Annotated in this window: 23 protein-coding genes; 7 read left to right on the forward strand and 16 right to left on the reverse strand. The window is 70.9% G+C overall.

Features of this window, described 5'->3' with window-relative positions; all coding sequences use genetic code 11:
* The first annotated feature begins 168 nt into the window (after positions 1-168).
* Positions 169-546, forward strand: coding sequence for a VOC family protein (locus tag DK412_RS11940; RefSeq protein ID WP_109972120.1), 378 nt, complete (start codon positions 169-171; stop codon positions 544-546).
* A 14-nt stretch (positions 547-560) separates the two neighbouring features.
* Here the strand turns inward: DK412_RS11940 and DK412_RS11945 are convergent, their stop codons facing one another.
* The 11 genes from DK412_RS11945 to DK412_RS11995 all read right to left on the reverse strand — a co-directional run bounded on the left by DK412_RS11945 (position 561) and on the right by DK412_RS11995 (position 13,948).
* Complete coding sequence (locus tag DK412_RS11945) at positions 561-2,018, reverse strand: adenylate/guanylate cyclase domain-containing protein (RefSeq protein WP_245447604.1); 1,458 nt, start codon at positions 2,016-2,018, stop codon at positions 561-563.
* Between the two features lie 104 nt (positions 2,019-2,122).
* Positions 2,123-3,622, reverse strand: a complete 1,500-nt coding sequence (locus tag DK412_RS11950; RefSeq protein WP_109972121.1) for a GGDEF domain-containing protein — start codon at positions 3,620-3,622, stop codon at positions 2,123-2,125.
* Positions 3,623-3,772: 150 nt separating this feature from the next.
* Positions 3,773-4,750 (reverse strand): N-acetyl-gamma-glutamyl-phosphate reductase, encoded by a 978-nt coding sequence (gene argC / locus DK412_RS11955; RefSeq protein ID WP_109972122.1) that lies wholly within the window; start codon positions 4,748-4,750, stop codon positions 3,773-3,775.
* 315 nt (positions 4,751-5,065) lie between these two features.
* Complete coding sequence (locus tag DK412_RS11960) at positions 5,066-6,073, reverse strand: peptide ABC transporter ATP-binding protein (protein ID WP_109972123.1); 1,008 nt, start codon at positions 6,071-6,073, stop codon at positions 5,066-5,068.
* Positions 6,070-7,110, reverse strand: coding sequence for an ABC transporter ATP-binding protein (locus tag DK412_RS11965; protein WP_109972124.1), 1,041 nt, complete (start codon positions 7,108-7,110; stop codon positions 6,070-6,072). The genes DK412_RS11960 and DK412_RS11965 overlap by 4 nt, the downstream gene beginning before the upstream one ends.
* Before the next feature lie 8 nt (positions 7,111-7,118).
* On the reverse strand, positions 7,119-8,030 hold the full coding sequence (locus DK412_RS11970; protein WP_109972125.1) for an ABC transporter permease subunit: 912 nt from the start codon (positions 8,028-8,030) through the stop codon (positions 7,119-7,121).
* Between the two features lie 13 nt (positions 8,031-8,043).
* A complete protein-coding gene (locus DK412_RS11975) occupies positions 8,044-9,054 on the reverse strand; it encodes an ABC transporter permease subunit (protein ID WP_109972126.1) in 1,011 nt (336 codons plus the stop codon).
* Positions 9,055-9,064: 10 nt separating this feature from the next.
* Positions 9,065-10,660, reverse strand: a complete 1,596-nt coding sequence (locus tag DK412_RS11980; protein ID WP_109972127.1) for an ABC transporter substrate-binding protein — start codon at positions 10,658-10,660, stop codon at positions 9,065-9,067.
* 249 nt (positions 10,661-10,909) lie between these two features.
* Positions 10,910-11,695, reverse strand: a complete 786-nt coding sequence (gene eutC, locus DK412_RS11985) for an ethanolamine ammonia-lyase subunit EutC (protein WP_245447606.1) — start codon at positions 11,693-11,695, stop codon at positions 10,910-10,912.
* Positions 11,692-13,062: an ethanolamine ammonia-lyase subunit EutB gene (locus DK412_RS11990; RefSeq protein ID WP_109972129.1), complete on the reverse strand. Its 1,371-nt coding sequence runs from the start codon at positions 13,060-13,062 to the stop codon at positions 11,692-11,694. Before DK412_RS11990 ends, eutC begins: the two co-directional genes overlap by 4 nt.
* 43 nt (positions 13,063-13,105) lie before the next feature.
* Positions 13,106-13,948 carry a transglutaminase family protein gene (locus DK412_RS11995; RefSeq protein WP_109972130.1) on the reverse strand — a complete coding sequence of 281 codons (843 nt, stop codon included), beginning with the start codon at positions 13,946-13,948 and terminating at the stop codon, positions 13,106-13,108.
* Between the two features lie 168 nt (positions 13,949-14,116).
* Here DK412_RS11995 and DK412_RS12000 point away from each other — a divergent pair, with 168 nt between their 5' ends.
* Complete coding sequence (locus tag DK412_RS12000; protein WP_099955069.1) at positions 14,117-14,335, forward strand: hypothetical protein; 219 nt, start codon at positions 14,117-14,119, stop codon at positions 14,333-14,335.
* A 333-nt stretch (positions 14,336-14,668) separates the two neighbouring features.
* On the opposite strand, the gene DK412_RS12005 is transcribed toward DK412_RS12000, so the two are convergent.
* From DK412_RS12005 to DK412_RS12015, 3 genes are all read right to left on the reverse strand, one after another.
* The gene (locus DK412_RS12005; protein WP_109972131.1) at positions 14,669-14,968 is read right to left on the reverse strand and encodes a nucleotidyltransferase domain-containing protein; all 300 of its coding nucleotides are present in this window, start codon (positions 14,966-14,968) and stop codon (positions 14,669-14,671) included.
* Between the two features lie 76 nt (positions 14,969-15,044).
* The gene (locus tag DK412_RS12010; RefSeq protein WP_109972132.1) at positions 15,045-15,905 is read right to left on the reverse strand and encodes an SDR family oxidoreductase; all 861 of its coding nucleotides are present in this window, start codon (positions 15,903-15,905) and stop codon (positions 15,045-15,047) included.
* Positions 15,906-15,937: 32 nt separating this feature from the next.
* Positions 15,938-16,207, reverse strand: coding sequence for a hypothetical protein (locus DK412_RS12015; RefSeq protein ID WP_245447608.1), 270 nt, complete (start codon positions 16,205-16,207; stop codon positions 15,938-15,940).
* 186 nt (positions 16,208-16,393) lie between these two features.
* Here DK412_RS12015 and DK412_RS12020 point away from each other — a divergent pair, with 186 nt between their 5' ends.
* The gene (locus DK412_RS12020; protein WP_109972133.1) at positions 16,394-17,008 is read left to right on the forward strand and encodes a PepSY domain-containing protein; all 615 of its coding nucleotides are present in this window, start codon (positions 16,394-16,396) and stop codon (positions 17,006-17,008) included.
* A gap of 325 nt (positions 17,009-17,333) precedes the next feature.
* Here DK412_RS12020 and DK412_RS12025 read toward each other — a convergent pair whose 3' ends face one another.
* Positions 17,334-17,837, reverse strand: coding sequence for an N-acetyltransferase (locus DK412_RS12025; RefSeq protein ID WP_109972134.1), 504 nt, complete (start codon positions 17,835-17,837; stop codon positions 17,334-17,336).
* A 322-nt stretch (positions 17,838-18,159) separates the two neighbouring features.
* Between DK412_RS12025 and DK412_RS12030 the strand changes: the two genes are divergently transcribed.
* Genes DK412_RS12030 through DK412_RS12045 form a run of 4 tightly spaced genes read left to right on the forward strand, consistent with a single transcriptional unit; the run spans position 18,160 to position 21,257 of the window.
* Positions 18,160-19,014 carry a transporter substrate-binding domain-containing protein gene (locus tag DK412_RS12030; RefSeq protein WP_109972135.1) on the forward strand — a complete coding sequence of 285 codons (855 nt, stop codon included), beginning with the start codon at positions 18,160-18,162 and terminating at the stop codon, positions 19,012-19,014.
* Between the two features lie 34 nt (positions 19,015-19,048).
* On the forward strand, positions 19,049-19,753 hold the full coding sequence (locus DK412_RS12035) for an ABC transporter permease subunit (protein ID WP_109972136.1): 705 nt from the start codon (positions 19,049-19,051) through the stop codon (positions 19,751-19,753).
* The gene (locus DK412_RS12040) at positions 19,750-20,460 is read left to right on the forward strand and encodes an ABC transporter permease (protein WP_109972137.1); all 711 of its coding nucleotides are present in this window, start codon (positions 19,750-19,752) and stop codon (positions 20,458-20,460) included. The genes DK412_RS12035 and DK412_RS12040 overlap by 4 nt, the downstream gene beginning before the upstream one ends.
* 14 nt (positions 20,461-20,474) lie before the next feature.
* Complete coding sequence (locus DK412_RS12045; RefSeq protein WP_109972138.1) at positions 20,475-21,257, forward strand: ATP-binding cassette domain-containing protein; 783 nt, start codon at positions 20,475-20,477, stop codon at positions 21,255-21,257.
* A gap of 107 nt (positions 21,258-21,364) precedes the next feature.
* Here DK412_RS12045 and DK412_RS12050 read toward each other — a convergent pair whose 3' ends face one another.
* Positions 21,365-21,643, reverse strand: coding sequence for an amino acid transporter protein (locus DK412_RS12050; protein WP_109972139.1), 279 nt, complete (start codon positions 21,641-21,643; stop codon positions 21,365-21,367).
* Positions 21,644-21,749: the final 106 nt, after the last annotated feature.

The following is a 21,749-nucleotide window of genomic DNA, read 5'->3' on the forward strand; positions in this document are numbered from 1 at the left end:
GCCGCGGGAGCCTGCGTCCCCGGTGCCCTTTCTGTAGGGCGGGCGGCGGCGATGCGTCAACCGGGGTCCGAAGGGGGGCAAGGGGTGGAAGAACGCCTATCGTGCGGCGCCCGGGCGACGTACCCTGCGCGCCGGGACGAGGCGCGGAGCGCCACGAGGGAGACCCGCATGGGCTACGTGTACGACCATCTCCACCTGCGCAGCCGGGACGCGGTGGCGGCGGCCCGGTTCTACGTCGAGGTGCTGGAGGCGCGGGAGACCGGGCGCGAGGGCGGGGAGAGCCCGAGCCGGATCATCCTCGATCTCGGCGGGATGAGGATGTTCATCGAGCAGGCGCCGGAGGGCACCGGGCCCGCCGCCGTGCCGCCGCATCGCGGCATCGAGCATATCGGGCTGCGCGTCGAGGACATCGAGGCGACGGTGGCGGATCTCGCCGCCCGCGGCATCCCGCTGGTCTCAGGGATCACCGACGTGAAGCCGGGCCTGCGGATTGCCTTCTTCGAGGGACCGGACGGCGTGCGCATCGAGATCCTGCAGCGCGGATAGGCACGCCCGCGGCGTCACTCCGCCACGTGCACCACGATCGGCTGGAGGCGGCCGCGCAGGGTCAGGGGCAGCGTGCGGGTGAAGCGGCCCGCCACCTCCGGCCCGGCGACCGCGAGGCAGCAATCGGAGGCGAGGATGCGGCCGCCGACCTCGCGGGTGGCCGCCTGCAGGCGGCTCGCGACGTTGACGACGTCGCCGATCACCGTGAACTCGACCCGCTGGTCGGCGCCGATATTGCCGATCACCACCGGGCCGCAATGCACCCCGATCGCGACCCGCACCGGCGCGGCGCCGCGGGCCTCGCGCTTGGCGTTCCAGGCGTCGATCTCGTCCTGGAGGGCGACCGCGCAGGCCATCGCCCGGGCGGCGCCGTCGCCGCGGCCGTCGAGGCCGCCGAAGGTCGCCATGAAGCCGTCGCCGAGGAACTTGTCGAGGGTGCCGGCGTGGCGGAAGACCACCTTGCAGCTGCGCTCGCGAAAGCCGCGCAGGAGCGCGAAGGCGCGCTCCGGCGCCATCCCCTCGCTCAGGCCGGTGAAGCCGACGACGTCGGCGAACAGCACGGCCACCACCCGGGTCTGCGGCGCGCCGAAGCCCGCATGGGCCCGGGCCGCCAGCGCGTCGGCGACGTCGGGCGAGACGTAGCGCGCGAGATCGGCCCGCACCACCTCGGCGCGCACCTGCGCCAGCATCGTGCCCCGGCTCCGCCACACCGCGATGGCCAGCAGCAGCGTGAACAGGCCGGTGACGATGACCTGCGTCCAGAGGGGGGTCAGGCCGACATAGGCCGGGTCGAGGAAGACCTTCAGGGAGGCCTGCGCGCTCAGGCGCCCGTCGCGGGCGACGTCGGAGAAGCGCACCGTGTCGGCGCGGCTGTAGACCAGCCAGACGCCGAGCGACCAGATCGCGGCGATCCAGGTCCCGGTCCAGAGCACCGCCACCGGCCAGTAGGTCAGCGCCGCCTCGCCGAGCAGCAGCAGCAGATAGAGGAATTCCGGGGTGCGCAGCCGGGTCTGGATCGGCCAGTCGACCCCGAGCCCGGCCGGCGGCGGCACGATGATCGCCGCGGCCATGAGCGCGATGTCGAGCACCGTGAAGGCGAGCTTGATCGTCCCCGCCCGGGCGTGGTGCCGCAGGCGGTACGGCACGTAGCCGAGGAGGAAGAACAGGCCGGCGACGGCGAGGTAGTAGAGGTCGCGCGGCCAGGGCACGAGAACCAGGAGCCACAGCGACACGACCACGATGGCGACCGCCCGGGCCCGGAACGCGAAGGCGAGCCCGGCGAGCTCGGCGGCCCGCACGTTCCCGGCCAGCCGCCCGCGGACCCGGGGCGGCAGCCGGCCGGCGAGCCAGTGGCGCAGGCGCGCGACCCTGAGCCCCGCCCGGAAGGTCAGCGCGCGGGCGAGCGGCAAGGCCCTGGTCAGGCGGTCTCTGGTGAAGGCCCGCGGCCGGGCCGTCGCAACGTGCTCTGTCACGGATCCCGTCGCAGGCCTCCCGATCCCCTCATGGTAGCGCGCGCGGCGCCGGAGCGAAGCCCCCCGGGGTTGAACAGGCCGTGAGCTTGGGTATTTCCGAGCGGTCAGCCCGACGAACGCCCGGAGCCGGGATCCGCCACGAGCGCCCCGGCCGCCTCGACCCGGTTCCGCCCGGCCGCCTTGGCGGCGTAGAGCGCGGCGTCGGCCCGCGCCAGCAGCCGCTCCAGCCCCTGCGGCCGGCCGGCGTCGCAGGTCGCGAGGCCGAAGCTCGCAGTCACCCCGGCCGGGGGCGGTCCGCCCGCCTCGGTCGCATCCGGCAGAGGCAGGGCCGCCACCCGTCGCCGCAGCCGCTCCGCCACGGCTCCGGCCTGCGCCGGCCCGGCGCCGGGCAGCAGCACGGCGAATTCCTCGCCGCCGAGGCGCCCCAGGAGCGCGTCGCGGGGCAGCTCGGCCTGGAGCGCGGCGGCGACCGCCGCCAGCACCCGGTCGCCCCCGGCATGGCCGAACCGGTCGTTGACCTGCTTGAAGTGGTCGACGTCGATCATCAGCACCGCCGCCGGCTCCTCCGCCGCGGCGAGTTCCGCCAGCAGCCCGCCGGCCCGGTCGAGGAAGGCGCCGCGCCGCAGCGCCCCCGTCAGGTGGTCGTGGCGGGCCAGGTGGTCGAGCCGGTGCAGCAGGTCGTTGCGCGCCCCGTCGACGATCGCCACCGCCATCGGCCCAAGCGCCACCAGCGCGATGCCGAGGCGCGCCGACAGGAGGGCGTCGAGGTAGAAGAGGTCGATGTCCGGCAGCCGCAGGAGGCCGAGCAGGATGGCGAAGAGCTGGGCGGTGCTCATGAGCGCCGTCAGCACCAGCGTCGGGAAGACCGGGTAGCGCAGCGCGCACCAGATCAGCGCCGGGACCGGCAGGGCCAGCACCCCCGGCCCCCCGAGCACGATGGCCACGGCCAGGGACACGGCAAGGGCGGCCACCGGCAGGACGTCGTGCGGGTGCCAGCGGGACGGCGCCCGCAGGCGCGCGACGAGGCCGTCGAGCGGCCGCGACCGGGGCGCGGCGAGGAAGAGCGGCAGCAGGAGGATGTCGATCGCGAGCTGGCCGTTGAACCAGTCGAGCAGGCTGGGGACGAGGCCGCGCCCGAACAGCACAGGGCCGGCCGCGCCGCCGACCAGCGCCTCGGCCGCGGCGCCGGCGAGGCAGACGAGCAGCATCGACAGCATGGCGCGCGGCTGGTCGAGGCGGAGCGCGCCGGCCGGCAGGAGGCGGGTCGCCACGAGGTAGCCCGCCGCGACGCCGGTCATGTTGGCGAGGTTGAGCCACAGGGTCGGCCCCCAGCCGGTGCCGGCGATCCGGTCTGCCGCCAGGAAGGCGACCAGGGCGCCGAGCCAGCCGGCGGCCGAGGCGCGCTCCGGATGACGCAGCAGCATCCCGAGCAGGACCGCGTTCGCCGGCCAGAACAGCGCCAGCGGCCCGAGCAGCCGGGTGGTCAGGATCGCGGCGAGCGCGCAGGGCAGCACGATCGCGGCGGTCCAGCCGGCATCCCGCCAGGCCCGCCCCGGGACCGGGGACCCGGAGCGCTCGGCGGACTGACGCGGGACGGCTCTCACGGACGTTCTGTTCCTGATGCGGCGCCATCCGCCTGCGGCGCCCTGTCCCGTAGCATGGCGGGATCGTCTTGCCATGACCTGTCTTGCCATGACCTGTCTTGCCATGACCTGTCTTGCCATGGAATCGACGGCCGGGCGCCGTGGCCGGCCTCACGGCCAGACGGGGGCGCCCTCGAGCCCGGCGGTCTCCGTGAGGCCGCAGATCAGGTTGGCGTTCTGCACCGCCTGTCCGGCGGCCCCCTTGCCGAGATTGTCGACGACGCCCATCGCGATCACCAGGTCGCGCTCCGGATCGGCGGCGTAACCGACGAAGGCGAGGTTCGAGCCGGTCGCCCACTTGGTCTGGGGCGGCCTGTCGGTGACGCGGACGAAGGCCCGGCCCGCGTAGAAGCGTCGGGCCGCGTCCAGGCACTGCTCGGTGGTGGCGCGGCCGCGGCAGTAGATCGTGACGAGGATGCCGCGGGTCATCGGCACGAGGTGCGGCGTGAAGACCAACCCGGCCGCGCTGCCGCCGCTCATCCGCTCGATCGTGGCGGCGATCTCGGGCATGTGGGTGTGCTTGAGCAGGCCGTAGGGGATCAGGTTCTCGTTGGTCTCGGCGTAGCCGAACCGGCTGTCGCCGCCGCCCCGGCCGGCCCCGGAGATGCCGGTCTTGGCATCGACCACGATGTGGCCGGGCGCGATCAGCCCGTCCGCCAGGAGCGGCGCCAGCGCGGTCAGCGTCGCGGCCGGGAAGCAGCCGGGATTGGCGACGCGGGTCCGCCCCGCGATCCGCTCCGGCCAGATATCGGCGAGGCCGTAGGTCCAGCCCTCGACGTAGCGGTGGTCGCCGCCGGTATCGACGATCTTCACGCTCGCCGGCACGCGCGCCAGCGCTTCGGCGGAGGTGCCGGTGGGCAGCGAGGCGAACAGCACGTCGAGCGGCGGCAGGGCTGCGGGATCCCACTTCTCGATCACGAGGTCGGCGAGCCGCGCCGGCACGCCGGGGAAGCGGTCGGCCAGGCGGCTGCCGGCGCTGCCCTCGCCCGCGGCGTAGACGAGTTCGAAGTCCGGATGGCCCGCGATCAGGCGCAACGCCTCGCCGCCGCCGAAACCGCTGATGCCGACGATGCCGACGCGAATGCTCATGGGGATGTCCTCTCGGGAGTGGGGCCGCTCTGGGGTGCGGGCAAAGAAAAACCCCCGGAGCCGGGGGCTGCGGGGGCTGTTTCAGGACCGCGGCTCGAGCGCCGCTCCGGTGGATGGGACCGCTTAAGAGGCCGTCACCATACGGAGGGACACCGATCGACGCGCAGCCGGAAGGGCCACCGCTGGGAGGCAGCGGCGTCGGCGTCGGGCACAGCGGGTCGAGTTCCTGATCATGCTCTGCGACATTGTCGCCGCCCTCATCGAGCGTCAAGCGGAATATCGGCGATGTTCGTGGCTCGCGCCGTCCGGCCTGCCCTACCCCGCCGCGACCACCCGCCCCTCCCCCGGCGCCCCCTCCAGGAAGGCCTCGGCGTAGTGGCAGGCCACCGCCCGGCCCGCGAGCGGCCGCGGCTGCGGCCGCTCCTGCCGGCAGCGCTCGGTGGCGTGGGGGCAGCGGGTCGAGAACACGCAGCCCTGCGGCGGGTTGAGCGGCGAGGGCAACTCGCCCCGCAGCACGATCCGCGCGCGGGTGCGCGGGCCGACGCCGGGCGTGGCCGCCATCAGGGCCTGGGTGTAGGGGTGGAGGGGCCGGGCGAAGATCGCGTCCTTCGGGCCCTGCTCCATGGCGAGGCCGAGATACATCACCAGCACGTCGTGGGCGATGTGGCCCACCACGCCGAGGTCGTGGGAGATGAACAGGTAGGCGAGGCCGAGTTCCTGTTGCAGGTCGGCGAGCAGGTTCAGCACCTGGGCCTGGATCGACACGTCGAGGGCCGAGACCGGCTCGTCGGCGACGACGAGCTTGGGCGACAGCATCAGCGCGCGGGCGATGGCGATGCGCTGGCGCTGGCCGCCGGAGAACATGTGGGGGTAGCGCGCGTCGTGCTCCGGGCGCAGGCCCACCTTGGCCATCATCGCGCGCACCCGCTCGCGGCGCTCGGGGCCCGACAGGCCGGTATTGATCGCGAGCGGCTGCTCCAGGATCGCCCCGATGCGCTTGCGCGGGTTGAGCGAGCCGTAGGGGTTCTGGAACACCAGCTGCACCGTGCGGCGCAGGCGGCGGCGCTCCGCGGCCGGCGGGTCGACGGCGTCGATCCCGTCGAGGGTGAGGTCGCCGTCCGACGGCGGCTCGATCAGCGTCACCATGCGGGCGAGGGTCGACTTGCCGCAGCCGGATTCGCCGACCACGGCGAGCGTCCGGCCGGGCTCGATCGCGAACGAGATGCCGCCGACCGCCTGGAGCCGGGCCGGCGCACGGAACAGGCCGCGGCGGATCTCGTAGGTCTGGCGGAGATCGCCGGCGACGACGACGGGGGCGCTCACGGGGTCGCCTCGGCGGTGGCGGCGCTATCGGCGCTCGCGCCGACGGGGTGGTCCTGGCGGATGCGGACGTCGCGGGAGGGATCGCCCAACGGGTAGTGGCAGCGCACGAAGCCGTCCTGCCAGGACCGCAGGGCGGGCCGCTCCTCGCGGGAATGATCGGTGGCGTAGGTGCAGCGCGGCGCGAACAGGCAGCCGCGCGGCCGGTCGTAGAGGCCCGGCACCACGCCCGGAATCGTGGCGAGCCGCCCGCCCGCGCTGCGTTCCGGCAGCGCCGCGAGCAGGGCTGCGGTGTAGGGGTGCTGGGGGTTCGCGAACAGCGCGTCGGCGCGTTGCTCCTCCATCACCTGGCCGGCATACATCACCATCATCCGGTCGGCGGTCTCGGCGACGACGCCCATGTTGTGGGTGATCAGCACCAGCGCCATGCCGCGCTCGCGCTGGAGCGAGAGCAGGAGGTCGAGGATCTGGGCCTGGATGGTGACGTCGAGTGCCGTCGTCGGCTCGTCGGCGATGAGGAGGCGCGGGTTGCAGGCGATCGCCATGGCGATCATCACCCGCTGGTTCATGCCGCCGGAGAGCTGGTGCGGATAGGCCGCGAGCCGGCTCTCGGCCGCCGGGATGCCGACCTGCTCCAGGAGCTCGATCGCCCGGCGCTTCGCCGCCTTGCGGTCGAGGCCGAGATGCTGGCGCAAGGACTCGGTGATCTGGAAGCCGATCGTGAAGCAGGGATTGAGGCTGGTGGTCGGCTCCTGGAAGATCATCGCCACGTCGCGGCCGGTGAGGCGGCGGCGCTCGCGGGTCGGCATGGCGAGGAGGTCGCGGCCGTCGAAGGCGAGGCGGTCGGCCCGGACCCGGCCCGGATAGGCGACGAGGCCCATCAGCGCCATCATGGTCACGCTCTTGCCCGAGCCCGATTCGCCGACGACGCCGAGCACCTCCCCCTCCTCGAGGGTCAGGCTGACGCCGTCGACGGCGCGCAAAGTCCCGCCGGCGGACGGGAACTCGACGGAGAGGTTCTGGATGTCGAGGAGCGGCATAGGGGCCCTCACCGCTTCAGCTTGGGGTCGAGGGCATCGCGAAGACCGTCCCCGACGAGGTTGAAGGCGAGCACGGTGATCAGGATGATCAGCCCCGGGAAGGTCACCACCCACCAGGCCCGCAGCACGAACTCGCGGGCGTCGGCCAGCATCGTTCCCCATTCCGGCGAGGGCGGCTGGGCGCCCAAGCCCAGGAAGCCGAGGGCCGCGGCATCCAGGATCGCGGTCGAGACGCCGAGCGAGGCCTGGACGATCAACGGGGCGGCGCAGTTCGGCAGCACCTCGCCGAGCATGAGGCGCCAGGGCCCCGCCCCGCTGACCCGGGCCGCCGTGACGTAGTCCTTCGATTTCTCGGCGATCACCGCCGCGCGGGCGATGCGGACGTAGTGCGGCAGCACCACGACCGCGACCGCCAGCATCGCGTTCATCAGCCCGGGGCCGAGGATCGCCACGATGACGATGGCGAGCAGCAGCGACGGCAGGGTCAGGATGATGTCCATCACCCGCATGATGACGATGCCGGTGGCGCCGCCGACGAAGCCCGCGACCAGCCCGAGCATCGTGCCGACGAGGATCGACACCGTCACGACCGCGATGCCGATCGACAGGGACAGCCGGGCGCCGTGGATCAGGCGCGAGAGGATGTCGCGGCCGATCGCATCGGTGCCGAGCGGATAGGTGAGCGAGCCGCCCTCCTGCCAGAACGGGGGTTTGAGGAAGGCGGCGTTGTCGGTGAGGTTCGGCGGGTGCGGGGCGACGACGTCAGCGAAGACCGCCATCAGCAGCACCAGCACGATCAGCGCGAGGCCGATCACCGCGCCCGTATTGGCGCGAAAGCTCGTCCAGAACTCGGCGAGCGGGTGCGGCGGGCCGGCGGGGGCCGCGGACGCGGCGGGGGTGTCGAGAAGTTCGGCGCTCATGGCTGTTCGGCGCTCATCGGGCGTGCCGGATGCGGGGGTTCACGAGGCCGTAGGCGAGGTCGACGAGGAGGTTCACCGCCATCACCACCGCGCCGATCAAGAGGATGCCGCCCTGGAGGACGGGATAGTCGCGCCGGCCGATCGCCTCGATCAGCCACTTGCCGATACCGGGCCAGGAAAAGATCGTCTCGGTGAGGATCGCACCGGTGAACAGCACGCCGACCTGGAGGCCGATCACCGTGACGACCGGGATCAGGGCGTTGCGCAAAGCGTGCAGCCCGACGATGCGCCAGGCCGGCAGGCCCTTGGCGCGGGCGGTGCGCATATAATCCTCGCCGAGCACCTCCAGCATCGCCGAGCGGGTCATGCGGGCGATGACCGCGAGCGGCACCGTGCCGAGCACCACCGCCGGCAGGATCAGGTGAGAGAGGGCCGACCGGAAGGCGCCGGACTCGTCCGACAGCAGCGTGTCGATCAGCAGGAACCCGGTCACCGGCTCGATGAAGTACTGCACGTCGATGCGGCCCGAGACCGGCGTCCAGCCGAGCTGCACCGAGAACAGCAGGATCAGGAGCAGGCCCCACCAGAAGATCGGCATCGAGTAGCCGGTGAGCGACAGCCCCATCACCCCGTGGTCGAAGACCGAGTTGCGCTTGAGCGCCGCCAGGATGCCGGCCGGCAGGCCGACGAGGAGCGCGAACAGGATCGCACAGACCCCGAGCTCGATCGTCGCCGGAAACAGGCTCGCGAATTCGGCGATCACCGGCTCCTTGGTGCTGATCGAGCGGCCGAGATCGCCGTGGGCGAGGCGCTCGAGGTAGATGCCGTATTGCGCGAGCAGGGGCTTGTCGAAGCCGTACTCGGCGCGGAGCGCCGCGTGCCGCGCCGGGTCGATGCCCCGCTCCCCCGCCATCGTCTCGATCGGGTCGCCGGGGACCAGGCGGATCAGGAAGAACGCCACCAGGGTGATCCCGAGGAAGGTCGGGATCACCAGGGACGCACGGGTCAGGAGGAAGCGGAGCACGCGGGCGCCTTTACTTCAGGCTCACGCCGTAGAAGGTGTGGCGGCCGAACGGCGACAGCTTGAAGTCCACCACCTCCTTGCGCACCGGCTTCAGCTGCACCGCGTGGGCGATGGTGAACCAGGGCGCCTGCTCCTTGAACACCACCTGCGCCTGCTCGTAGAGCTTGGTGCGCTCGGCCTTGTCGGTGATGGTCTTGGCCTTGGTGACGAGGTCGTCGTAGGTCTTGTCGCACCACTTGGCGGCGTTGCCGCCGCCCTTCTGGGCCGCGGCGCAGCCGAGCAGGGTGTGCAGGAAGTTGTCGGGATCGCCGTTGTCGCCGGTCCAGCCGAACATCGCGGTCTGGTGCTCGCCCTCCTGGACGCGCTTGCGGTACTCGCCCCACTCGTAGGACTTGATCTCGGCCTTCACCCCGACCTTGGCGAGATCGGCCTGCATCAGCTCGGCGATGCGCCGGGCGTTGGGGTTGTAGGGCCGCTGCACCGGCATCGCCCACAGGTCCATCGTGAGGCCGTTGCCGAGGCCCGCATCGGCGAGCAGCGTCTTGGCGGCTTCCGGATCGTAGGGGTCGTCCTTGATCGCGTCGTTGTAGGACCACAGCGTCGGCGGGATCGGGTTCTTCGCTGCGACGCCGGTCGAGAGGTAGACCGCGTCGATGATCGCCTTCTTGTTGATCGCACTGTTCAACGCCTTGCGCACGCGCACGTCGTCGAACGGCTTCTTCTGGGTGTTGTAGGCGAGATACCCGATGTTGAGGCCGGGCTGCTCCAGCACCTGGACGTTCGGGTCCTTGCGCATCGCGTCGACGTCGGCCGGGTTCGGATACGGCATGACGTGGCACTCGCCCTTCTGGAGCTTGGCCCAGCGCACCGAGGCATCCGGCGTGATGGCGAAGACGAGGTCGTCGAGGGCGGCCTTGCCGGCGTAGTATTGCGGGAAGGCGCGATAGCGGACGATCGCGTCCTTCTGGTATTGCAGCAGGTAGAACGGTCCGGTGCCGATCGGCTCCTGGTCGAGCTTGTCCGGCGTGCCGGCCTTCATCATCGCGTCGGCGTATTCCTTCGACTGGATCGCCGCGAAGGGCATCGCCAGATCGGCGAGGAACGGCGCCTCCGGTCCGGTCAGGGTGAAGCGGATCGTGTGGTCGTCCACCTTGTCGATCGACGTGAGCAGCTTCGGCAGCCCCATGTCGTTGAAGTAGGTGTGGTTGGCGCTGGTCACCCGGAAGAACGGGTGGTTCTCCTTCCACTGCCGCTCGAACGAGAAGATCACGTCATCGGCGTTGAAGTCGCGCGTCGGCTTGAAGGTCTTGTTGGAATGCCACTTCACGCCTTTGCGCAAGTGGAAGGTATAGGTCTTGCCATCCTCGGAGATGTCCCACTTCTCGGCGAGGTCGGGCACCACGTTGGTGGTGCCGCGCTCGAAATTGACGATGTTCGAGTAGATCTGGGACCCGGCATCGAACGAGGTGCCGGTGGTGTTCACGGCCGGATAGAAATTCTCCGGGCTGCCCTCGGAGCAGTAGACCAGCGTCTTGGCGCCGGCCGGCAGGCTTGCCGCCAGGGCGGTCGCGGCACCGAGAACCACCGCCAGGGACGCGCGCTTCATGCTCTGCTCTCCACTCGTCGCGGGCGGGCGCCCGGCCAATCGCCACTTCTGGCGGGTTTCCGCTCATTTCCGCAAGGCCTTGGCGAATTGGACGCACAGACGGCTCATCGTCCGGGCACGAATGCGCGCAAAGACGCCTCGCGCCCTAAGCGGACGAAGCGTTGGCGAGGCCAACGCTTCGTCCGCTTAGGTTTTTGTTTTTTCGCAGATTTTCGTCGCAAGACCGGCAACCACTTTTGCGAAATCTGCTTAGCCCTCCAGCGTCCCCTGCCTCTCCGGCCCCGCCAGCACCCGGTCGCTCTCGTCCTTCAGCGCCACGCCGGTGAGCCGCCGGCTCAGCGCCTGGGCGATCAGCCAGTGCAGCTTGAACGCCGCGAGATCCGGCTTCAGCCCCGCCGCCCGCACGTTCGACAGGCAGTTGCGCTCGGCGTCGGTCCGGCCGGGGCGCGGATCGAAGGTGAGGTAGATGCCGAGGCTGTCGGGCGAGGACAGGCCGGGCCGCTCGCCGATCAGCACCGCGACGGCGCGGGCCTTGAGCAGGGCCCCGACCGCGTCGCCGAGCGCCACCCGCGCTTGCGTCGCCACCACCACCGGCGCCAGGCGCCAGCCGGAGCCGGTCAGCGCCGGCCTGAGTGCGGCGAGGAGCGGCACCGCGCCCTCGTGGACGGCGCGGGCCGAGAGGCCGTCGGCCACCACCAGGGCGAGGTCGACCGGCTCGCCGGCGGCGGCCGCGAGCGCGCCTTCCGAGGCCTCGTCGAGCCGGCGGCCGAGATCGGGCCGGCGCAGGTAGGTCGCCCGGTCCGGGGCGGCGGAGGCGGCCGACAGGGTCTCGAAGCCGAGCGCCGCGATGCCGGCCCGCATGGCGTCGGCGTCGAGGGGGGTGTGGACCGCGTCGCGGGCCTGGGCATGGGCGAGGCCGAAGCGCAGAACCTCGCGGGTCGGCAGGCCGGCCCCGGCGCGGCCGAGCGCGATGCGGGCCGGGGTCAGGGCGGCGAGGCGCTGCCAAGCCGCGGCAAGATCGTCGGCGCGGCTCACGCGGCGAGCCCCGTCAGGAGCGGTGCCGCCCCGCCCGGCAGCAGCGTGCCCGCTTCGTCGGTCAGCCCCATCCGGGAGAGCCATTCCGAAAATTCGGGCGCGCGCTTCAATCCCATCACCTCGCGCAAGTAGAGCTGGTCGTGGAACGAGGTCGACTGGTAGTTCAGCATCACGTCGTCGGCCCCCGGGACGCCCATGATGTAGGTCACGCCGGCCGCGCCCAAGAGCGTCAGTAGCGTGTCCATGTCGTCCTGGTCGGCCTCGGCGTGGTTGGTGTAGCAGACGTCGACCCCGAGCGGCACGCCCATCAGCTTGCCGCAGAAATGGTCCTCCAGTCCTGCCCGGATGATCTCCTTGCCGTCGTAGAGGTATTCCGGGCCGATGAAGCCCACCACCGTGTTGACGAGGAGCGGCCGGAAGGCCCGCGCCACCGCGTAGGCCCGCGCCTCCAGGGTCTGCTGGTCGATGCCGTGATGAGCGTTCGCCGAGAGGGCCGAGCCCTGGCCGGTCTCGAAATACATCACGTTGTCGCCCACGCTGCCCCGCTTCTGTGCCAGGGCCGCCTCGTGCGCCTCCTTCAGGATCGGCAGGGTGACGCCGAACGAGGCGTTGGCTCCTTGCGTGCCGGCGATCGACTGGAACACGAGATCGACCGGCACGCCGCGGTTCATCGCCTCGATCGTCGTGGTGACGTGGGTGAGCACGCAGGCTTGCGTCGGAATCGCGAAGCGGTCGATCATCTCGGCGAGGAGATGCAGCAGGCCGGTCAGCCCCTGCACCGAATCCGAGACCGGGTTGATGCCGATGCAGGCATCGCCGCAGCCGTAAGCGAGCCCATCGAGAATCGAGGCGGTGATGCCGGCGGGGTCGTCGCTCGGATGGTTGGGCTGGAGCCGCACCGCCAGGGTGCCGGGCAGCCCGATCGTGTTGCGCAGACGCGTGACCACCCGCGCCTTGCGGGCGACCACGATCAGGTCCTGGTTGCGCATGATCTTCGACACCGCGGCGGCGATCTCCGGCGTCACGCCGGGTGCGATCGCCGCCAGGGTCTCAGGCGAGGCGGTGAGCAGGAACTCGCGGAAGTCGCCGACGGTCAGATGAGCAATGCGCGCGAAGGCCGCCGCGTCGTGGGTGTCGAGGATCAGCCGGGTGACGTCGTCGGATTCGTACGGGATCAGCGGCCGGGCCAGGATCTGGCTGAGCGGCACCTCGGCGAGGCACCAGCGCGCCGCCACGCCTTCCTCGGCGCTGCCCGCCGCCAGGCCGGCGAGCCGGTCGCCGGAGCGGGGCGGGCTCGCCTTCGCCATCAGCTCGGCGAGGTCGGAAAAGACGAAGGTCCGGGATCCGACGACGTGACGGTAGCTCATGCGGCGCCTCCTGGGGAAAACCTAAGGCAGGTGCCCCCCGGCGTCAGGACCCCTCCGCCGTCGCGATCGCCGCGACCGTGCGCTCGCCCTGCTCCGGCGCGCCGTCGGCCCGGTCGATGCGGATCTCCATGGCCGTCGGCTTCATCTCGCCGAACGGGGTCGAGAAGGCGATCTCGGCCGCGTCGCGCCCGACGCCGATCCGCACCAGCCCGTCGAGGTTGGCCTGGCGCGTCGCGTCGAACAGCAACCAGCGGCCGTCGAGATAGGCCTCGAACACGGCGTGGAAGTCGCACGGCACCAGGCCGTAGGCGTAGCAGCTGACGAAGCGGGCCGGGATGCCGAGCGCCCGGCAGAAGGCGGCGCCGAGATGCGCGAAATCGCGGCACACCCCTGCCCGCTTGAGCAGCGTCTCGTCGGCGGTGGTCTCCTCGTCGCTGGCGCCGCGGACATAGGCGATGTGGTCGTGGATCCAGTTGCAGATCCGGGCCACCCGCTCGAACCCTCGCGGGGCGTCGCCGAACTCGGCCTCGGCGAACGGCGTGAGCCGGTCGGAGGAGACGAAGCGGCTCGGCAGCAGGTAGGGCAGGATGTCGAGGGGCAGGTCCTTCACCGGCGTCTCCCGGATGCCGGCGGGATCGGCCCGGTGCGGATCGAGGGTCACCTCCGCCTCGTAATCGAGGCTGAACCGCCCGGGCGGCACCGTGACCGCCACGTAGCGGTTGCCGGTCTCCGGCGCCTCGTGCCGGCGTACCGGCAGGTCGGGATCGAGGCGGAGCGTCTCCCGCAGGTCGTGGTGCCGGCTCAGCCGGGCGACCTCGAGGTTGAAGATGAACACCGTCTCGGTCACGATATCGTAGGCGAGACGGCAACCTAAAGTGTAGCGCACGGCTTGAGCCCCTTCCCACTGCCGAGGTAGGGTGACGCAAGAGCCGCGCCGGATCGCCCTCGCGGTCCGCGTCGGAGCGGCCCGGACTTTGCGTCACGAGTCTTAGCCTGCGTTAAGGCTGCTTGTCGTTGGGCCCGGCAAGACCGGGGCGAGCAGGGAGGACACGCCGTGCACCGCTACTTCTTCGACCTCGATGCCGGAACCTGGGATGCCCGCGACACGATCGGGGTGGTGCTCATGGATGCCGGCGCCGCCCATGCCGAGGCGGTCCAGGCCCTGCGCTCCTGCGCCCTCGACCCGGCCCGGAGCGCCGGCGCGATCCTCGCCATGAACGTGCGCGACGAGACCGGGCGGACGGTGTTCCGGGTGTCGCTGGCGGCGCAGTGACGGGATGGCGGCGGGGCCGTCATTCCCCTGTGGGCAAGCGCTGAGATTGCATGGTTCGTGCATCTCCGAAGAATTTATGCATTTGTGAATGGATTGCGCGATCTATGCTTGGCTTTGTCGAGTAAATGTAGGGCGCATTTCCCCTCTCCCGAGTGGGAGAGGGGCCGGGGGTGAGGGTGGCGCGCTTCAGTGTGGATCGCTGAGCGTGGTGCTGGCAGCGGAACGGTCCGAGATTTCTGTGGAACCGTAGCACCCTCACCCCTACCCCTCTCCCACACGGGAGAGGGGATCCCGCGCTCTATTTTTAGAAAGACAGACTAGCCGAGACTTGTATCAAAACACCCGAACCGCTTCGCGCTCCACCTGCGTGCGAATATGCGCCGAGAGTCCGGCGCGCGTGGAATAGCCGATCGCCAGACCCGGGACGGCCGCTGCCAGCCGCTCATAGGCGCCCATGTAGTTGCGCAGGTCGTGGAAGTCGTCGCTGCCGGGCTCGACCAGGACGTCGAGATCCGAATCCGGCCGCGCCTCGTCGCGGGCGACGGAGCCGTAGAGGGAGAGGCCGCCGACGCCGAGCGCCCGCAGGTCCGGCTCGATCGCTCTCAGATGGGCGAGCGCTTCGCCGCGGTTCATCGCAGCATCCTTGGAGATCGCGCAGGCTCCGGGCCGAAGCCCGCGCGAATCTATCAGAGCGCGGCCCGTCCCACCATCAGATCATCGGTTTGCCGCCGGTCACCGCCACGGTGGCGCCCGAGACGTAGCTCGCCTCCTCGCTCGCCAGCATCACGTAGACGGGGCTGAGCTCGACCGGCTGGCCGGGGCGCTTCATCGGCACCTGGGATCCGAACTGGCGCACCTTCTCCTCGGGCATGGTCGAGGGGATGAGCGGGGTCCAGACCGGGCCGGGAGCGACGCAGTTCACCCGGATCTCCTTCTCGGCGAGCAGCTGCGCCAGGCCGCCGGTGAAGTTCTGGATCGCCCCCTTGGTGGTGGCGTAGGCCAGCAGCTGCGGGCTCGGCGTGTCGGCGTTGATCGAGGTGGTGTTGATGATCGCCGAGCCCGGCCGCATGTGCGGCACCGCCGCCTTGGTCAGGTAGAACATCGCGTGGATGTTGGTGCGGAAGGTGACGTCCCACTCCTCGTCGCTCATCTCCTCGATCGACGACACGGTGGCCTGGTGGGCGGCGTTGTTGACGAGCACGTCGACCCGCCCGAACGCCGCCACCGCCTTCTCGACGATGGCGCGGCAATGGGCCGGATCCTTGATGTCGCCCGGCACCAGCACCGCCCGGCGGCCGGCGGATTCGACCAGCCTGGCGGTCTCGCGGGCGTCGTCGTGCTCGTCGTAGTAGGAAATCAGCACGTCGGCGCCCTCGCGGGCGAAAGCGAGCGCCACCGCCCTTCCGATGCCGCTGTCGCCGCCGGTGATGATCGCCTTGCGGTCGGCGAGCCGCCCGGAGCCCTTGTAGCGGGTCTCGCCGTAATCGGGCCGGGGATCCATCTCGGCGTCGCGCCCGGGCATCGGGATGAGCTTCTGGCGGTCGAAGGGCGGCTTCGGGAAGTCGGTCATGCGGGTCGGTCTCCGGATCGAGGGGCGGGCGGTCAGAAGCGGCCGCCGCCGAAGGGCCGGCAGCGGCCGTCGGCGATCTTGAAGTTCGGCGGGTCGCAGGGGACGTAATCGGTCTCGCACCAGCGCTGGCAGGCCTGCGGGCCGGTGCGCGGCGGGCGGTCGTCGCCCGCGCGTCCGCCGCGCAGCGAGCCGGTCGCGTCGGGATCGAGGAAGGGCCCGCCGGGGAAGGGCGTTCCCTGCGCGAGCGCGGGAGCAGCGACGACCAGGGGAGCGAGCACCAGCAGGGCGCGGAGAGGCAGCACGGACGAGCTCCGGTGAGGCGAAGGACCACCACGGCGGGCGGGCCGCGATGCCGAACCAACTGGCGGGGAGTATCCCTGTTCCGGATCGGGCGGTCTGCCTTCCGGCAAAGCAGGATGCCCAGCGGGCAACCAAGTCGGCCCCGCGGCGTTTCCGGTGTCCTCGACGCACCCTCCTCGGAGACTGTGATGCTGACGCGCTTCCTCGCCACCGCCGGCGCCCTCGCCCTCACCACCGGCCTCGCTCTCGCCCAGACCACCGCGCCGACGGCGCCGACCGCTCCCGGCACCGCCCCGGCGACCACGGCCCCGGCGACCACGGCTCCTGCCGCGACAGCCGACGCGAAGGACATGAAGGAGTGGCAGGCCGCCAAGCTGGCGAAGGTCAGCCTGGCCGATGCCATCGCCACGGCCGAGAAGAAGGACGGCAACGGCCGCGCCATCGACGCCGATTTCGAGAAGGCCGACAGCAAGAACCCGACCCACTGGTCGATCAAGGTCGTCTACCCGGACGGCAAGCTGGTCGAGCACGGCATCAACGCCGATACCGGCGAGCTCTACAAGAGCGAGAACCAGCCGATCGAGCGCTACTTCACCCGCCTCAAGGTCGCCGATTTCAACAACGCCAAGGTCTCGCTGAAGGATGCTCTGGCGATCGCCGAGAAGCAGGCCGGCGGCGGCAAGGCCTACGAGGCCGAGGTCGAGCGCGAGGGCTCGGCCGTCGCCTACGAGATCAAGGTGGCGCTTGCCGACAACGAGAAGGAAGTGAAGGTCGGTCCGGACGGCCAGATCATGAAGGACTAATGACCTAAGGAAGCGAGCATTTCCCCTCTCTCAGATGGAGAGGGGATTTCGTGGCGATTCTTCTCATCGCTGCGACGAGGATCTTCGCGGTCGGCTCAGCTCCACTTCGAATGTTCGGTAAATTTCGTCCCATTCGCGACCTCATCCTGAGGTGTCAGTCGATTGGAAATCGACTGACCTCGAAGGAGGGCTCCAGATCTCGCGGAGAGTGCTGGAGGCCTCCTTCGAGGCCGCGCGATCTGCGATCGTCCGGCACCTCAGGATGAGGTTCTGGAAGGGACAGAAATGTGCCCCGCATTGCAGTCCGGGCAAATCGAACAGGCGCTCAGACGCCCCCGACGACGCTCCCCCCGGCCTCCGCCAGGGCTCCCTCGCGCAGCTCCAGCGCGAGGAACCGGCCCGGATCGACCGGGCCCGGCAGGGTGAGCTTGCGCGCCGGCAGCACCCGGAAGCCGAAACGGGCGTAGTACGGCGCGTCGCCGACCAGGATGACGAGGCCGTGGCCGCCGCTCCTCGCGGCGTCGAGGGAGGCGCGCATCAGCGCTCCCCCGATGCCGCGGCTGCCGAAGGCCGGATCGACGGTCAGCGGCCCGAGCACCAGGAGCGGGCTCGCGCCGCCGGCCCGGGCCGGCGAGACCCGCACCGAGCCGACGAGCAGCGTGCCGACCAGCGCCGTGAACGAGAGATCGGAGAGGTGCGGCACGCCCTCGCGCAGCCGGAAGGCGGTACGGGCATAACGGCCGGGGCCGAAGGCCCGCTCGTGCAGGCGCTCGATGGCGTCGTTGTCGCGCGGGGTCTCGGGCCGGATGACAAGGGGAAGCGTGGTCACGGGCACACTCTCAGAGGCAGGCGTCACAGGATGGGCGGATCGGTCAGCCGATCCGTCGTCGCGCCTCTGCCCTCGGGGCCATCGCTCGTCTCCCGGCGGGCATCTTGCCCATCCCTGCGGGCGCCTCGCCCATCCCTGCGGACACCTCGCCCGCTGCCCGGCACCATCGCCCGCGGGGGCGCCATAGCAGCGCTTGCCTGTGAGTGCAAACCGCCGGTGGCATGCCGCTCGCATCATCCTGACGTGCAAGCGCTTGCGTTGAGGCACGCCTTGCGGGTTAGCTGAGCGTGGAACGCCTCAAAGGTCCGGGAACGACGCCACAATGAGAATCAGGTCTGCTCTCGCCCTCGTCCTGTCCCTCGCGCTCGGCTCCGCCGGGACGGCCCGGGCCGAGGACACGGTGCCGGCAACGGTGCGGATCGCCACCGAGGGCGCCTATGCGCCCTACAACTTCACCAAGCCCGACGGCACCCTCGACGGCTACGAGATCGAGCTCGGCCGCGAGATCTGCGCCCGCGCCAAGCTGAAATGCGAGTTCGTGGCCCAGGACTGGGACGGCGTCGTGCCGGGCCTCAACGCCAAGAAATTCGACGCGATCATGTCCGGCATGACCATCACCGACGCCCGCTTGAAGGTGGTGGACTTCACCAAGCCTTATAGCGGCGATTCTTCGGGCTTTGCGGTCGACCGCAACGGGCCGCTGGCGAAGCTCCCGCTCGGCGGCCAGAAGTTCAGCCTGGCGGACGAGGCCGAGGCGCAGAAGGCGCTCGACACGATCAAGCCGCTCCTCAAGGGCAAGACCGTCGGCGTCCAGGTCTCGACCATCCACGCCGCCTTCATGGACAAGTACCTCAAGGGCACGATCGAGGTGCGCGAGTACAAGACCACCGAGCAGCACGACCTCGACCTCGCCGCCGGCCGCATCGACGCGATCTTCGCCAACGACGCCCCCCTGCGGGCGACCGCCGAGAAGCCGGAATTCGCCGACACCGTGATGCTGGCGGGCCCCCGCTTCCGCGGCGGCGTCCTCGGCCGCGGCGTGGCGATGGGCCTGCGCAAGGGCGAGGCCAAGCTGAAGGCACGGCTCGACGAGGGCATCGACGCGGTGGTCGCCGACGGCACCCTGAAGAAGCTCTCGCTCAAGTGGTTCAAGGCCGACCTGACCCCGCAGGGCTGACGGACACTGGCAGAGACCAGACAAAGGGAGCCGCGTGAGCGCCTTCACCCTTCTCGGCTTCGGCCCCGGCGGCTGGGGCGGCGCGCTGCTCCTCGCCGCCGGCACTACCCTCGCGCTGGCCCTGTGCGGTTTCCTCCTCGGGGCCTTGCTCGGCGGGCTGGCGGCGGGCGCCAAGCTCTCCGGCCTCCTCCCCTTGCGGGTGCTGGCCGACGGCTACACCACGCTCCTGCGCGGCGTGCCCGACCTGCTCGTGATCTACCTCCTGTATTTCGGCGGCAGCGCGGCGCTCGGCAGCATCGCGGGCCTGTTCGGCGTCACCGGCTTCGTCGGCGTGCCGGCCTTCGGGGTCGGCGTCGCGGCGCTCGGGATCATCTCGGGCGCCTACCAGGCCGAGGTGTTTCGCGGCGCCTACCTCGCCCTCGACCGCGGGCAGATCGAGGCGGCCCGCGCCGTCGGCATGCATCGCGGGCTGATCCTGCGCCGGGTCGTGGCGCCCCTCGTCGCCCGCGACGCCCTGCCGGGCCTCGGCAATGTCTGGCAGATCCTGCTCAAGGACTCGGCCCTGGTCTCGGTGACGGGCCTCATCGAACTCCTGCGCCAGGCCCAGGTCGGTGCCGGCTCGACCCGCCAGCCCTTCACCTTCTACCTCGCGGCGGCCGCCCTCTACCTCGCCATCACGTCGCTCTCGACCTGGGGCTTTTCCAGGGCCGAGGCCCGTGCCCGCCGGGGCGCACGATGATCGATTTCGACTTCCTCGGCGCCACCGTGCGGGCGCTGCTCGGCGGCCTGCCCCTGACCTTGAGCCTCACCGCCGGCTCGGTGGCGCTGGGCGGCGTGCTGGCGGCGCTCGCGGCCTGGGGCCGGCTCTCCGGCGTCGCGCCGGCCGACTGGCTCGCCCGCCTCTACATCTTCGTCTTCCGCGGCACGCCGCTCCTGGTGCAGATCTTCCTGATCTATTACGGCCTCGGCCAGTTCCGGCCGACCCTGCAGGCCTGGGGCCTGTGGACTGTCTTCCGCGAGCCGTACTGGTGCGCGCTGCTGGCGCTCGCCCTCAACACCGGCGCCTACACGGCGGAGATCTTCCGGGGTGCGGTCCTCTCGGTGCCGCACGGGGCGCTGGTGGCGGGGCGGGCCTGCGGCATGCCGCGGCTCCTGCTGTTTCGCCGCATCACCCTGCCGCTCGCCACCCGCCAGGCCCTGCCGGCCTACGGCAACGAGGTGATCTCGGTGGTCAAGGCGACCTCGCTCGCCTCCACCATCACGCTGATGGAGATCACCGGCATCGCCCAGAAGCTGATCGCCCAGAGCTTCCGGGCGCTGGAGGTCTTCGTCTGCGCCGGCGCGTTCTACCTCGCCCTCACCTTCGTGATCATCGGGATCCTGCGGCTCGCCGAGGCCCGGCTGTCGCCGGACCTGCGCCCGCGCCCGGTGGCCCACCCCGCCTGACCCCGGAACCCGCCATGCTGGCCCCCTCGCCCACCCGCCCCGAGGCCGTCGCGGTCCGCGACCTGCACAAGCATTTCGGCCGCAACGAGGTGCTGCGCGGCGTCTCGCTCTCGGCCCGCGAGGGCGAGGTGGTGGCGATCCTCGGCTCATCCGGCTCCGGCAAGTCGACGCTTCTGCGCTGCATCAACCTCCTGGAGGTGCCGGAGGCGGGCGAGGTGGTGGTCGGCGACGAGGCGGTGGCCTGGCGCGAGCGCCGCGGCGGCCGGGTGCCGGCCGACCGGGCCCAAGTCGACCGCATCCGCGCTCGCGTGGGCATGGTGTTCCAGAGCTTCAACCTCTGGTCCCACCGCACGGTGCTGGAGAACGTGATCGAGGCGCCGGTCCACGTGCTGGGGCGCAAGAAGCCCGAATGCGTCGCCGAGGCCGAGGGGCTGCTCGCCAAGGTCGGCATCGCCGACAAGCGCGACCACTACCCGGCCCACCTCTCCGGCGGCCAGCAACAGCGCGCCGCCATCGCCCGGGCGCTGGCCATGCATCCGCGTGTGCTGCTCTTCGACGAGCCGACCTCCGCCCTCGACCCCGAGCGCGTCGCCGAGGTCTTAAGGGTGATGCGGGCGCTGGCCGAGGAGGGCCGCACCATGCTGGTCGTCACCCACGAGATGGCCTTCGCCCGCGACGTCGCCCACCGGGTGGTCTTCCTGCACGAGGGGCGGATCCTGGAGGACGGGCCGTCGGAACAGGTGTTTTCCGCGCCGCGGTCGGAACGATTCCGGCAGTTCCTGGCGCGGGGGGAGTGAGGGTGAGGAAACTCAGTGAGTGCGTTTCGTGAGCCAGACCGCCCAGCCGGCGAGGGTCAGAGCGCCGATGGGAACCACGAGAAGCGCGAGCAAGGGCAGATAGCTCGTCATTGGAGGCTCCGGAGCATGCGTCTGGCTACCCAATGTAGGAACCCGCTGGTGAAGAAGCAAACGACAGAGATCACGAGCGAGGCGCCGGAGGCGTTGATCCGGAAGTGCATGACCCCGGTCGCCAATCCAGGATCGAAGTCGTGGATGGTGCCGCCCGCAGCGATCAACGGAGCAAGGCAGCCGACGGCAAAGGTCGCGATGGCGATGCCATTGACGTAGGTGGCCGTCAGCTTGGCCTGCTCGTTGGAGACCAGTTTCTTGCGATCCTGATCCACTGCATACCTCTCCCGCTGTCTACCATCGTCCGCTCTGTCCGCGCTCGAACGCAGCGTCAGATTTCACGGGTAGGAAGCAACCGTCAAGGAAGAAGACTTGTTCAAT

Origin of the sequence: Methylobacterium sp. 17Sr1-1, assembly GCF_003173775.1 — a bacterium.
GTDB lineage: Bacteria > Pseudomonadota > Alphaproteobacteria > Rhizobiales > Beijerinckiaceae > Methylobacterium.